12 protein-coding genes are annotated in these 13,345 nt (G+C 63.9%); 8 read left to right on the top strand and 4 right to left on the bottom strand.

Translation table 11 applies throughout. From position 1 onward, the window contains the following. Positions 1 to 154: 154 nt before the first annotated feature. The 3 genes from QFZ91_RS31315 to QFZ91_RS31305 all read right to left on the bottom strand — a co-directional run bounded on the left by QFZ91_RS31315 (position 155) and on the right by QFZ91_RS31305 (position 3,841). The gene (locus tag QFZ91_RS31315; protein WP_429569551.1) at positions 155 to 631 is read right to left on the bottom strand and encodes a response regulator; all 477 of its coding nucleotides are present in this window, start codon (positions 629 to 631) and stop codon (positions 155 to 157) included. A gap of 443 nt (positions 632 to 1,074) precedes the next feature. After that, on the bottom strand, positions 1,075 to 2,748 hold the full coding sequence (locus QFZ91_RS31310; protein WP_429569550.1) for an ATP-dependent DNA ligase: 1,674 nt from the start codon (positions 2,746 to 2,748) through the stop codon (positions 1,075 to 1,077). A 10-nt stretch (positions 2,749 to 2,758) separates the two neighbouring features. Continuing rightward, complete coding sequence (locus tag QFZ91_RS31305) at positions 2,759 to 3,841, bottom strand: ligase-associated DNA damage response exonuclease (protein ID WP_429569549.1); 1,083 nt, start codon at positions 3,839 to 3,841, stop codon at positions 2,759 to 2,761. A 160-nt stretch (positions 3,842 to 4,001) separates the two neighbouring features. Here QFZ91_RS31305 and QFZ91_RS31300 point away from each other — a divergent pair, with 160 nt between their 5' ends. The 7 genes from QFZ91_RS31300 to QFZ91_RS31270 all read left to right on the top strand — a co-directional run bounded on the left by QFZ91_RS31300 (position 4,002) and on the right by QFZ91_RS31270 (position 11,116). Then, positions 4,002 to 4,904 carry a YihY/virulence factor BrkB family protein gene (locus tag QFZ91_RS31300; protein ID WP_176369114.1) on the top strand — a complete coding sequence of 301 codons (903 nt, stop codon included), beginning with the start codon at positions 4,002 to 4,004 and terminating at the stop codon, positions 4,902 to 4,904. Positions 4,905 to 5,003: 99 nt separating this feature from the next. Beyond that, positions 5,004 to 6,839: a thiamine pyrophosphate-requiring protein gene (locus QFZ91_RS31295; RefSeq protein ID WP_184227458.1), complete on the top strand. Its 1,836-nt coding sequence runs from the start codon at positions 5,004 to 5,006 to the stop codon at positions 6,837 to 6,839. Between the two features lie 230 nt (positions 6,840 to 7,069). After that, on the top strand, positions 7,070 to 8,170 hold the full coding sequence (gene zapE, locus QFZ91_RS31290) for a cell division protein ZapE (protein WP_429569548.1): 1,101 nt from the start codon (positions 7,070 to 7,072) through the stop codon (positions 8,168 to 8,170). Positions 8,171 to 8,392: 222 nt separating this feature from the next. Continuing rightward, positions 8,393 to 9,499 (top strand): hypothetical protein, encoded by a 1,107-nt coding sequence (locus QFZ91_RS31285; protein WP_176381543.1) that lies wholly within the window; start codon positions 8,393 to 8,395, stop codon positions 9,497 to 9,499. 62 nt (positions 9,500 to 9,561) lie between these two features. Further along, a complete protein-coding gene (locus QFZ91_RS31280; RefSeq protein ID WP_429569547.1) occupies positions 9,562 to 9,990 on the top strand; it encodes a VOC family protein in 429 nt (142 codons plus the stop codon). 198 nt (positions 9,991 to 10,188) lie between these two features. Next, entirely contained in the window at positions 10,189 to 10,485 is a 297-nt protein-coding gene (locus QFZ91_RS31275; protein ID WP_429569546.1) for a hypothetical protein, read from the top strand. Positions 10,486 to 10,642: 157 nt separating this feature from the next. Then, entirely contained in the window at positions 10,643 to 11,116 is a 474-nt protein-coding gene (locus QFZ91_RS31270; protein ID WP_429569545.1) for a YbhB/YbcL family Raf kinase inhibitor-like protein, read from the top strand. A 9-nt stretch (positions 11,117 to 11,125) separates the two neighbouring features. On the opposite strand, the gene QFZ91_RS31265 is transcribed toward QFZ91_RS31270, so the two are convergent. Further along, positions 11,126 to 12,037 (bottom strand): AraC family transcriptional regulator N-terminal domain-containing protein, encoded by a 912-nt coding sequence (locus QFZ91_RS31265; protein WP_429569544.1) that lies wholly within the window; start codon positions 12,035 to 12,037, stop codon positions 11,126 to 11,128. 154 nt (positions 12,038 to 12,191) lie between these two features. On the opposite strand from QFZ91_RS31265, the gene QFZ91_RS31260 reads away from it, so the two are divergent. Continuing rightward, positions 12,192 to 13,025, top strand: coding sequence for an oxidoreductase (locus tag QFZ91_RS31260; RefSeq protein ID WP_429569543.1), 834 nt, complete (start codon positions 12,192 to 12,194; stop codon positions 13,023 to 13,025). The last annotated feature ends 320 nt before the right edge of the window (positions 13,026 to 13,345 follow it).

The raw sequence follows: 13,345 nt of genomic DNA, 5'->3' as shown, positions 1-13,345 counted from the left end.
ACTGCAACGTAGGGGCTCGCATGGCTAAGGAAGCTGCGGCGCATAGAACGGTGGCAGCCAGATGGCAGATAAATGACAAATAGATTCGCAACGCGCCGAGTGCGATCTCCGGCGACGACCGTGCATAAATGACAGCACGCTCAGCAATTTTTCGCTAACAGCCTGATTCAGATGACGGCTCCGCCGCATGCAACGCGGCCGCCGATTCGAGCACGCGCAACAGACGCTCGGGCGTCAATGGTTTCGCGCAATGCGCGTCGAAGCCAGCCGCCTTGGCGAGCGCACGATCCTCACGCGACGCGAACGCGGTACACGCAACCAGCAACATATGCGCAGTCTGCGGATGCGCGCGCAGACGCCGCGCAAGTTCGAGCCCGTCGAGCCCCGGCATCTTGATGTCGAGCAGCACCGCAAACGGCTGCCACTCGCACGCGGTCTGACACACGGCATACGGATCGTCGAGCGCACGGCACTCGAAGCCGTCGGCTGTCAGTAGCATTTGCAGCGCGTCCGCTGCTTCCCGGTAATCGTCGACTACCAGAATGCGACGATGCGCGGCCATCGCATAGCGGATCGGCCGCCATACGAGCACGTCGTCGCTGCTGTCCACGCTGTCGTTGAACACAGTCATTTTTTCTCGCCCTTTTACATTCGCCCTGAAGGGCATCTCGCGCCACGCGCGCAAGATTCGATCCCATTGCGTCTGCCGGACTACAACCAGGTTTTTGTTATTTCCGCTTCATTCGGACGATGCGCGACCGGCACGCGTCGTCCCGCACTCCAGCGTTGCAATTACCTGGTATGCGGGATTCAGCGTGCCCATACATCACGGCGTTTGAATGACGGCGACTGCGATGTGCGTGCTGCGCAACATCGTTTAACGCACTGTCCTTGTGCGATCCGCCTCACTCAGGGGCGTCGCACGACATCGGTATTCCAACGGATAGAGGGGGCCACGCAATGCATGCCGCGAGCGCTCTTATGGCGCGAATCGATGACGCGGTCATAAACAAAGCATAAGCGACGATGCCGATAAAAAAATGCTCGACGTGTTAGGGGTTTGTGCTCTGCGGGTTATCCCGCACGATTATCGATAAAGCCTTTCAGCATCACGAGCGTGTCGGCGTCGTCGATATGCTTGTCGGTACGCCAGCGCAGCATGCGTGGAAAACGCACGGCCACGCCTGACTTATGGCGCGAACTCGCTTGTATCCCTTCGAAGCCGATCTCGAACACGAGCGTCGGCGTTACGCTGCGCACCGGGCCGAATTTATCGACGGTGGTTTTGCGCACGATCGCATCGACGCGATGCATCTCTTCGTCGGTAAGCCCTGAATAGGCCTTCGCGAACGGCACGAGCGTACGCACGCCGTCGGCTTCGTCCCACACGGCGAATGTGTAGTCGGTGTAGAGACTCGCGCGACGGCCATGACCGCGCTGCGCGTACACAAGCACAGCGTCTACCGCATAGGGCTCGATCTTCCATTTCCACCACGTGCCCGATGCCTTGGTGCGGCCGACGCCATACATCGATTCGCGCTCCTTCAGCATCAAGCCTTCGACGCCGCGCGCGCGGCTCTCTTCGCGCAAGGCCGCGAGCGCGCTCCAGTCCGCGCCGTGGACGAGCGGCGATACGCGCAGCAGACCGCGCGCGAGCGTGCCATCGACCGAAGCGCTCAACGCATCGAGCCGCGCGCGCCGATCAACGAGCGGGCTCATGCGCAGGTCCTGGCCGTTCGCTTCGAGCACGTCGTACGCGAGCAGCGCTGCCGGCGAATCCGCAAGGATCTTGCGCGTCAGCGTCTTGCGCGCGATGCGCGGTTGCAGCCGCGCGAACGGCAACGGCGCGGCCGCGCCGGGTTCCCAGGCGAGAATCTCGCCATCGATCACATAACCATCGGGTAAGGACTCGCCCAATGCCGCGACCTCGGGAAAACGATCGGTAATCAGATCCTCGCCACGCGACCACAACCACACGCGGCCGCCGCGTTTGACGAGTTGCGCGCGTATGCCGTCCCACTTCCATTCGATCAGCCAGTGCGCGGGATCGCCGAGCGTCTCCGGCTCGCTCTGCAACGGATGCGCGAGAAAGAACGGGTACGGCAAACCCAGGTCGCTATCGTGTTGACGCGCATGCGTTTGCGTATCGTCGCCGGTCTGCGGCGCGATCAGACGCAGATAGCGCGCCGCATCGGGCTTCTGTCGCGAATCGGTCCAGCCGACCATTCGTTGCGCGACCCGCTTGTGATCGACGCCGGCCACTTCGGCGAGCGCGCGCACCACCAGTTGCCGCGCGACGCCGACACGAAAGCCGCCGCCGATCAGCTTGGTCAGCAGGAAGCGGCCGCCCCAGTCGAGTTCGTCCCAGTAACTGAGTAGACGCGTGCGCAACTCGTCGGGCGGCAGGCCGCGCAACGGCAGCATGCGTTGCTCGATCCATTGCGTGAGACCCAGCTCGGAGTCGCGCGACGCGGGCGGCAGGATATGCGCAATGGTTTCGGCCAGATCGCCCACCGCGTGATACGACTCCTCGAACAGCCACTCGGGCAAGCCGGCGCGCTCGCGCGCGATGTCGGTCAGCAAACGCGTCGGCACCAGTTGACGCGGTTTGCCGCCCGCGAGGAAATACGACGCCCATGCGGCGTCTTCCGGCTCGGCCATCGAGAAATAACTGGTCAGCGCCGCGAGCTTGTCGTGCGTCGACGTGGTCGCATCGAGCGCGGTGTAGAGGGCCGCGAAGCGTTTCATACGGTATCCGTCATGATTCGCTCGCCGCCGGCGCTTCGTCGGCGCCGGCCGCATCGGCTTCGACGGTATCGTCGCCGTATTGCGTTTCGAACGCACTCGCCTGCAGGCCCTGCTCGTTGAGCCAGCGCACCATCGGTTCGATCGAGCCATGCGTGACGATCACACGCGAGGCGCCGCTCTCGCGGATCGCCGTTTGCAAACCCGGCCAGTCCGCGTGATCGGACAGCACGAAGCCGCGATCGACGCCGCGCCGGCGCCGCGCGCCGCGCAGGCGCATCCAGCCCGACGCGAATGCATCGCTGTAATCGCCGAAGCGCTTGAGCCACGCGCTGTTCTGCGCGGACGGCGGCGCGACGATCAGCGCCTGTCTGAACACGGCCTTGTCTTTCGCGGCGATCTCGCTGACGAGATTGACCGGCGGCAGACGCACGCCCGCGTCGCGATACGCGCGATTGAGCGGCTCGAGCGCGCCGTGGCAGAAGATCGGCCCGATCGCGGCATCGACGCTCGCGAGCACGCGTTGCGCCTTGCCGAACGAGTAGCAGAACAGCACCGACGCGCGCCCTTCGGATGCGTTGTGACGCCACCATGAATCGATCGAATCGAACACGCTTTGCGGCGTGTCCCAGCGATAGATCGGCAGACCGAACGTCGATTCGGTGATGAAGGTATCGCAATGCACCGGTTCGAACGCGGCGCAGGTCGGATCGGCTTCGAGCTTGTAGTCGCCCGATGCGACCCATACGCGGCCCGCGTGTTCGATGCGCACCTGTGCCGAGCCGAGCACGTGCCCGGCCGGATGCAGCGACACGCGCGCCGCGCCAACCATGAGCGGCTCGCCGTAGTCGAGCGTGTGCAGTGCGATGCCGGGCAGCCGCGCCAGCAGCACGCTCGCGCCCGCGCGCGTCGCCAGATAGCGCTGATGACCAAAGCGCGCATGGTCGGAATGCGCATGCGTGATCACCGCGCGTTCGACCGGCCGCCATGGGTCGATGTAAAAATCGCCGGCCGGGCAATACAGTCCCTCGGGCCGCGCGACCACCAGATCATTGGCTTGCGGCGCGGTGTTGTTCTGACGGGGCGGCTGATCCATCGGCTGTCCTCGGGAATGGCGGGCGATCTTTCGAAACGCGGCCAAGCAAACTGTATGCCGCGCCATTAATGGCCCCGTTTCTGCTTACGGTATATAAAGCACACAGGCGTGTCGAGAGCGGCTGCCATCCGGCAGGGCCCGGCGCGCACCGCGAGGCCTCATGCCGATCCTGCTCGACCAGCATGCGCTGTTTATCGCCCGGCATCCCGGGCGCTTCCTGCTGCAAACGCTGAAAGCGTTTCGCGCGAACCAGGGGCTGCTGCTCGCGGGCGCGGTCGCATACTACGCGTTGCTGTCCATCGTGCCGCTGCTGATCCTGGTCGTCATCGTGCTGTCGCGCGTGGTGCCGCAGCAGCTGGTGCTCGAAGCGCTGTCGCATCTGCTGCGCTGGCTCGTCCCCGGGCAATCGGCCGCGCTCGTGCGTGAGCTGTCGAACTTTTTGGAGCATCGCGCGGTGATCGGCTGGGTGCTGCTGCTGACGATGCTGTTCTTCAGCTCGCTCGCTTTCACCGTGCTCGAAAACGCGATGTCGCTGATCTTCGTGCACCGCGTCGTCGTGAAGCGGCGCCACTTCCTGGTCTCGGCGTTGCTGCCCTACTGCTACATCATGTTTCTCGGCGTTGGCCTGCTGATCGTCACGTTCGTATCGAGCGCGCTCGACACGATCGGCGCCGAAGGTCTGCAACTGTTCGGCCTCCATGTGTCGTTGCAGGGCTTCACGCGGGTGCTGCTGTATCTGCTCGGGCTCGCCGGTGAAATCTTCGTCCTGACTTCGGTGTATCTGGTGATGCCGGTCGGACGTCCGTCGCTCAAACACGCGCTGATCGGTGGCGTGGTGGCCGGCGTGCTGTGGGAGGTCACGCGGCACGTGCTGGTCTGGTATTTCGCCACGCTGTCGCAGGTGAGCCTCGTCTATGGCTCGCTGACGATGGCGATCGTGATCCTGCTGAGCTTCGAATGGCTCGCCACGCTGCTGCTGTTCGGCGCGCAGGTGATATCGCAGTACGAGCGCTTCGGCACCGAACCGCTCGACGCGCCCCAGCCGAAGATCAAGACCGGCTGAGCAAGCCAGTCGCAAGGAACAGCCCTTGCTCGTTCGATACCGACCAAAGCCGCCCATTCCACGCGGCGGCATCGACTGGATATCGAGGGAGCGAGGATCATGGCTGAAACCGTTGGCGATTTCATCATCGGGCGGCTGCATGCGTGGGGCGTGCGGCGTATCTATGGCTATCCGGGCGACGGCATCAACGGCGTGTTCGGCGCGTTGAACCGCGCGCAGAGCGAAGCGAAAAAGCGCCATAGGGGCACGGATCAGCCGGGCCCGATCGAATTCATCCAGGTCCGCCACGAAGAAATGGCCGCGTTCATGGCCGCCGCGCATGCCAAGTTCACCGGCGAACTCGGCGTGTGCATCGCTACCTCGGGGCCCGGCGCTTCGCATCTGCTGACGGGTCTCTACGACGCGCGCATGGATCACATGCCGGTGCTGGCGATCGCCGGTCAGCAGGCGCGCGCGGCGATCGGTGGACACTATCAGCAGGAGCTGGATCTGCCGGCGATGTTCAAGGACGTGGCCGGCTCGTTCGTCGGCTTTGCAACGATGCCCGCGCAGGTGCGTCATCTGGTCGATCGGGCGGTGCGTATCGCGCTTGCCGAGCGCGCGGTGACCGCGCTGATACTGCCGAACGATCTGCAGGACATTCCGTATGAACCGCCGGGGCGCAAGCACGGCACGCTGCATTCGGGCATCGGTTACGCGCGTCCGCGCGTGGTGCCGGGCGACCAGCAGTTGCGCCAGGCCGCCGACGTGCTGAACGCCGGCCGCAAGGTCGCGATCCTGGTCGGCGCGGGCGCGCTGCACGCGACCGACGAAGTGATCGCGGTCGCCGAGAAACTCGGCGCCGGCGTCGCCAAAGCGCTGCTCGGCAAGGCGGCGCTGCCCGACGATCTGCCGTGGGTGACCGGCTCGATCGGCCTGCTCGGCACGAAGCCGAGCTACGACATGATGACCCATTGCGATACGTTGCTGATGATCGGCTCCGGCTTCCCGTACTCGGAGTTTCTGCCGAAGGAAGGCGACGCGCGCGGCGTGCAGATCGACATCAAGGCCGACATGCTGAGCCTGCGTTATCCGATGGAAGTGAACCTCGTCGGCGATAGCGTCGAGACGCTGCGCGCGCTGCTGCCGCTCATCGAGCAGAAGCAGGATCGGCTGTGGCGTGAGCGCATCGAAGGCTGGGTGTCCGACTGGTGGAAGACGCTGGAAAAACGCGCGCACGAACCCGCGAAGGATGGCCTGAATCCGCAGCTGTCGGTATGGGAGCTGTCGAAGCGCATACCGTCGAACGCGATCGTCACCAGCGATTCGGGTTCGGTCGCGAACTGGTACGCGCGTGATCTGCAGGTGCAGCGCGGCATGATGTGCTCGCTGTCGGGCGGGCTCGCGTCGATGGGCGCGGCCGTGCCGTATGCGATCGCCGCGAAGTTCGCGTACCCCGAGCGGCCCGTGATCGCGCTGGTCGGCGATGGCGCGATGCAGATGAACAACATGGCCGAGCTGATCACGGTCGCGAAGTACTGGCAAGGCTGGAGTGATCCGCGCTGGATCTGCATGGTGCTCAACAATGGCGATCTGAACCAGGTCACGTGGGAGCAACGCGTGATGGAAGGCGATCCGAAGTTCGAGGTGTCGCAGGACATTCCTTCCGTGCCGTATCACCGCTTTGCGGAGTTGATCGGTTTGAAGGGCATCTATGTCGACAACCCCGAGCAGATGGCGACCGCATGGGACGACGCGCTCGCGTCGAATCGTCCCGTCGTGATCGAGGTGAAGTCCGATCCGAACGTGCCGCCGCTGCCGCCGCACGTCACGCTCGCGCAGGCCAAAGCGTTTGCCGAGACCTTGCTGAAGGGCGATCCCGATCAGGGCAACGTGGTGGTCGAGACGGCCAGGCAGGTGCTCGGTGCGGTGCTGCCGGGGCATCACGACAAATGATGCGGTAGCGGTTCGACGACGTGTGCGCGCGCCAACGGTTCGACAGAGGACGTGACTGGTAAAATGGCGCGCGCTTCGTGCACGCGCTCATTGGGCCTGCTTCCGCGCAGCCCATCACGCCGCCCCTTATCTCATGCTCACACACGTCCTCGCCGTTTTCGCGGTGGCCCATTCTGCGTCATTCGCGCAAGTCGCATCATTCGCATCACCTGGCATGGACGCTCTCGCCCATGCTTGACGAAACCCGCATCGCACGCGCATTGACCGCGCGCGGCATCACGCCCGATCTGCGCCAGCGTGAGGCCATCAGCGCGCTCGTCGCGCTGCTCGGTGGGCAGCAGCGAGCACGGCGTGCATGGTCCACCGCCGCGTTCGGGCCGCAAGGCGTCTACTGTCACGGCTTGCCGGGGCGCGGCAAGAGCCTCGTCGTCGATACGCTGTTCGAGCTCGCGCCGTGCCGCAAACGGCGCCTGCATTTCCACGAGTTCCTGCGCGAGATGAACCGCCGGCTCGTCCAGGCGCCGCGTGGCGACGACCGGCTCGGCGACGTATCGCGGCAATGGCTCGACGGTATCGAGCTGCTGTGCTTCGACGAATTCCATGTGCACGATATCGCCGACGCGTTCCTGATGGGCCGCTTTCTCGACACCGCGATCAACCTCGGCACGCGGATCGTGCTGACGTCGAACTACGCACCGGACGATCTGCTGCCGGACCCCGAGTTTCACGAGCGCTTTGTGCCGACCATCGCGCAGATCAAACGCGCTTTCAAGGTGATCCATTTCGACGGCGCGCGCGATTACCGCTTCGGCGGCGAAGCGGCCGAGGTGCCGCGCTTTTTCGCGCCGCTCGATGCGTCGAGCGAGGCCGCGTTGCGCGAGATCTTCACAAGCCATGAAAGCGGCGCTGCGATCGAACCGGTCAAGCTGAGCGCGGCGGGCCGCCCGCTCGAAGCGCGCGCGGCCGGCAGCGCGCTGCTGTGGGCGGACTTCGAGCAGCTATGCGTCGCGAGCCGCTCGCACCTCGACTACCTCGATCTCGCCGAGCAATGGCAAGGCTTGATCGTCGATCGTCTGCATTCGGACGCACTGAGGCAGTCGCATACGCTGCAGCGCCTCGTGTGGCTAATCGACATCTTCTACGACCGCAAGCGCGCCCTCTTCATCGCGTCCGATCAGCCGATCGAGACCGCGTTGATCGGCCTCGAAGGCGCGCATGATCTGTCGCGTACGCTGAGCCGGCTCGCCGAGATGCAATCGCGCGCGTATCGCAGCGCGCTCGAGCGAGGCGGCGAGGACCAAGCGCAAGACGGCGTCGACGCCGAAGCTTGAAAGCCGGGCATCCACCCTGCGAATTCTGCAATTCTTGCAAGGCAGCGGTAAAGCGTGCCAACGCCCTTTCGCGGCGACGCACGTGCGACGCCGCCGCGCGCTGCGCCGGAGCGACAACGAAGCGCCCCCCTGACCCGGCCCGCCGCTTGCGCGGGAATGGGTTCTGCTTACGCCGAGCGCAGACCCCATTGTTCAGCGGATTACCGCCGCTCGCGCCCGCCCATGCTCAGAACCGCTTCCGTAGCCGCCACGTTGTGCGCGGCCTGCCTCACGTCCGCCTGCGTGCATATCGGCCCCTCGCGTCTGAAGGCCGATCAGGTCGACTATGCGCGCGCGCTCGGGGACGCGAAGAAGCGCGCGATCCTCGCCGCCGTGATCGGTCTACGCTACGGCGATGCGCCCGCGTTCCTGACCGTCAGCAGCATCATCGCCGCCTACACGTTCGACACCACCGGCGGCGCGACGCTCAACGCCGGCTCGGGCACCATGCCGAACTACGCGCAGGCGACCGGCAGCGTGTCGTACTCGAACCGGCCGACCTTCACGTTCACGCCGACCACCGGTGAAGCGTTCGCGTCCGCGTATATCCGGCCGCTCGCGCCGGCGCTCGTGTTGCCGCTCGCCGAGGGCGGCGTGCCGATCGATCTGCTGTTGCGCATCACCGCGCAGTCGATCGGCGGTCTGCGCAACGGCGATGTGCTCGGCGGCAACAACAGCGCGGGCGCGCCGGGCTTCTTCGAATTGTTGCAGGCGTTGCGTCGTCTGCAATTGGCGGGCGAACTGAACGTCGAGACACGTCAGCTCGATGTGAAGGCCGATCTCAAAGGCGGCCAAAGCCCCGCACTGGCCGTGTTCCTGTCGATCGGCGCGACCACCAGCGGCGAGTCGCCGGACACGGCCGCGGATGTCGCGCGCGTGCGCAGGCTGCTGCGTCTGTCTACGAAGACACGTAGCTATGAGGTCGTGTATGGGCCGTCGTCGACTTCCGCGAAGGGCGAGCACATTACGATGGTCACGCGCTCGGTGCTCGGCATCCTCAGCGATCTCGGCGCGCAGGTGCAGGTGCCGCAGGAGCGCATCAGCGACGGTTCGACGAAGCCGACCGTCGGGTTGGTCGGCGGTGAAACCAGGCCGACGATCATCGTACACTCGGGCAAGGTCGCGCCGGCCGATGCTTATGTGTCGATCGCATATGGGCCTTCGGTGTACTGGGTCGAGCGCAATGACTTCGACTCCAAATACGCATTTACGGTCGTGCAGAATCTGATGGCGCTCGCGGAGTCGGATACGAGCAGTAAGGCGCCGGTGGTGACGATTCCGGCGAATTGACGAGCGAATGTAAGCCGCTCACCCGCCGCTCACCCGCCGCTCTTTGCGGCAAAGGAGAAGCCATGGAAAAGATCCCCGTTACCACCGCCTTATTCATCGCGGGCTTTGGCCCGATCGTGACCGAGGCCCAGCCGAGCCGCGATCTCTATGGCCGGGCCTTGGGTATCCCCTTCAAAGAAGAGAACGGCGGCTATCTCCATACGGAGAGTCTGAACGGCGCAAACTCTTTCGCGTTGTGGCCGCTCTCTCACGCCGCTCAGTCTTGCTTCGGCACCGAAGCGTGGCCTCCCGACGTACCCATCCCGCAAGCCTGGATCGAGTTCGATGTCGACGACGTCGAAGCGGCAACGGCAGAACTTGAATCGCAAGGGTATCGAATGCTGGTCAGAAACCGGAACGAGCCATGGGGCCAGGCTGTCAGCCGCTTTATCGGGCCGGAAGGATTGCTGATCGGAATCACGTATACACCCTGGCTGCGGGACAAGAAATGATGGCGGCCGCCGCACAGATCAGGGCTGAGCGCGCACCGAATTGCCCGGTTAATTCCTGAAATCGATATTCACCATTGTGAATAATGCGCATAACTATCAGCCTTCGCTTTCCTAAACTTGGAGTCTCGCGACCCTGACGGAAACGTGCGTGAGCATCGTTTGCGTCGATATCGCAATCCATTAAAGGAGAAGCGCTTCATGAACAAGGCAACCAGCACATTGATCGCGGCCGTCGCCGCACTGATGCTGTCGGGCGGCGTATATGCCCAAAGCAACAACACGCTGGCGACTCCGTCCACGAAGTCGCCGGCCGCTCCAACGAGTGGCTACGGCACGCCTGGCGCCACCGGCTCGGACAGCGGCTCGGCATCGCCGAACTCTGGCCAGCCGATGAGCACGATGAGCACGGACAGTAGCTCGATGTCCCGCCAGCCCGCTTACGGGGTCAACAACTCGCTGGCGACCCCATCCACGAAGTCGCCAGTCGGCCAATAAGCGCAAGCTTGGCTGGCAACCCCGCGCGGTAAATCGAACGTCGCCTCTGCCCCGCATGCGGTCGTTCGATCCGCGAATGCGTACACTCGCCGCGCGCGGCTTCGGTGGACGCTGACCTAGAATAAAAGCATGGTCGCGACCCAACGAGGAGGCTGCCATGACACTCACGCTAACGTCGCAAGCCTTCCGACAGAGCGGCGAGATTCCGGTGCAGCATACCTGCGAGGGCGCCAATGTATCCCCGCCGCTCGCGTGGTCCGGCGTGCCCGCGAACGCAAAAAGCCTGGCGCTGATCGTCGACGACCCCGACGCGCCGGACCCCGCCGCGCCGAGAATGACCTGGGTGCATTGGGTGCTCTACAACATCCCGCCGACAGCAACCGGGTTACCCGATGGCGCTGATGCACAGCCTTTGCCGGGCGGCACGCTCGAAGGCACCAATGACTTCAAGCGTGCCGCTTACGGTGGCCCGTGTCCGCCCGTGGGACGCCACCGCTATTTCCACAAGCTGTATGCGCTCGACACCGTACTGCCCGATTTGAAAAGCCCCAGCAAGGCCGCTCTCGAGAAGGCCATGCACGGGCACGTACTCACGCAGGCCGAACTGATCGGCACCTATCAGAAGCGATGAGCGCTGGCATCAGTGCGACGACACATAAGCCGTATCAGCGAATACAGCCGGGATCGCGAAGCTCTCGCGCATCCGCTTAGCCTCCGCTGCCGGCGTCAAGCCGAACAGACGCCTGAATTCCCTGCTGAACTGGGACGGACTCGCGTAACCCACAGCGTGTCCCGCCGCCTCCGCGGTCATGTCCTGGCGCACCATTAACAGGCGCGCCTGATGAAGTCGCGTCGACTTCACGTATTGCATCGGCGACACCTGTGTAATGGCCTTGAAGTGGCTGTGGAAAGTCGGAATGCTCATACCCGCTTCGTCGGCCAGTCGCTTTACGTCGAGAGGCTGCGCATAGCTTGCATGAATCACGCGCAGTGAGCGGCCTATCTGGCCGAACTGTCCTCGCATCGCCAAGGCCTCGCGCAACGAGCTTCCCTGGGCCCCGGTGAGCACCCGGAAATACAGCTCACGCAGCAGCCCGGCACCCAACACAGCAGCTTCGAGTGGCCGATGCATCGCGTCGAGAAAGCGCAGCACGGACGCTTGCATCGCGTCATCCATCGGCGTCGACATCATGCTCCGAGGTGCTGGTGCGCGCTCAGCCACCCCTTCGCGGTCTATCAGCTCCGCAAGTTCGGCGGCCAAGGCGAAATCGAGGTGCAGATACAGCGCGAGCAGTGGTCGCTCCTCGGTTGCGTCGGTCTCCATGCTGAATGGCACTGGCACGGATACCGCCAGATAGTGATGCTCGTCATACAGGTACATCTGGTCGCCGAAATAGCCTCGCTTGCGGCCCTGGCAGACGATCACGATACCGGGGTCGTACAGAACGGGCGTGCGCGATAGCGCCCGGTTCGACCGCAAGATGCGGACGCTCGGCAGCGCCGTCAGGTTGTAGCCCTCGTTGGGCGCCAGCGTGCGCAGCAGCGCAACCATGCGTTTCTGGCTGCGCGAGGATAGAGCTGGGTGCTGGGTCGAAGCGCGTAGCGTGTTCATAGTTTTGTGCAAGAAACTCAGCGGAATGCGGCTTATTTTGCCTGCTTTGTCAGAATACTATGCACTCTCCAATCGACATTCGGGAGAAGCTTCAATGGCATCCAGCAAAACTCTGCTCATCACCGGCGTCAGCAGCGGTTTTGGCCGCGCGCTCGCACAGGAAGCGCTGGCGACGGGTCACAAGGTCGTCGGTACGGTGAGAACTGCCCAGGCAAAGCGCGAATTCGAGTCCCTGTCCGCGAACGCCGCTTGGGGACGTGTGCTCGACGTGACCGACTTCGACGCGATCGACGGCGTGGTGGCGGAAATCGAGGCCAGCGTCGGACCCATCGATGTGCTGGTCAACAATGCCGGCTACGGGCACGAAGGCATCATGGAGGAATCGCCGCTCCCGGAGATGCGCCGACAGTTCGATGTGAACGTATTTGGTGCGGTCGCGATGATGAAGGCCGTCCTGCCATTCATGCGCCAGCGCCGCCGCGGTCACATTGTGAATATCACATCGATGGGCGGCTACATCACGATGCCGGGAATCACCTATTACTGCGGCAGCAAGTTTGCGTTGGAGGGCATCTCCGAGGCGCTCGGCAAAGAGGTCAAGCCGTTCGGTATTGCCGTGACGGCGGTGGCTCCGGGCTCGTTTCGCACAGACTGGGCGGGTCGCTCGATGACGCGGACACCCCGCTCGATTCCGGATTACGACGATATTTTCGATCCCATCCGCCATGCCCGCGAGGAAAAAAGCGGCAAGCAATTGGGAGATCCAAGGAAAGCGGCGCGCGCAATGCTGGCCGCCATCGCAGCGGAACATCCGCCCGCGCATCTTTTGCTCGGTAGCGACGCACTCGGTCTCGTTAGAGACAAGTTGTCGGCGTTGAACGCGGAAATCGGTGCGTGGGAGGCTATCACCGTTTCGACGGATGGCTGATGAACGCCGTCTTGTTGACGCGGTCGGGCGGCCTCACTGTCAGGCGGCGTCGATTGGGTAGTCCCGCCCAAGCACCTCGACGAGAAACGCAGCGACGTGCCGCATACGCTTTTTCGCAACTGCGACCCGGAACGCCCACTTCGCTTTCTGACAATTTGCGCACTGGAACCCGGCCAGTCATACGTCATCGAGCTTTGAAGATCAGTTGCGCTTCGGACGCTTCGGTGGCATTGTCACTCTCGACGCTGGCCGAAGTTGCCGCCGAAGCAGGCACGGTGACAAGCATTGGAGGTAATTCGCGAACGCTTTGAATGTGTGCG

This window comes from Paraburkholderia sp. JPY419 (assembly GCF_050435705.1).
GTDB lineage: Bacteria > Pseudomonadota > Gammaproteobacteria > Burkholderiales > Burkholderiaceae > Paraburkholderia > Paraburkholderia youngii.
Note: the sequence above shows the minus strand (reverse complement) of the source record. Positions and strands in the feature narration are given on the sequence as shown.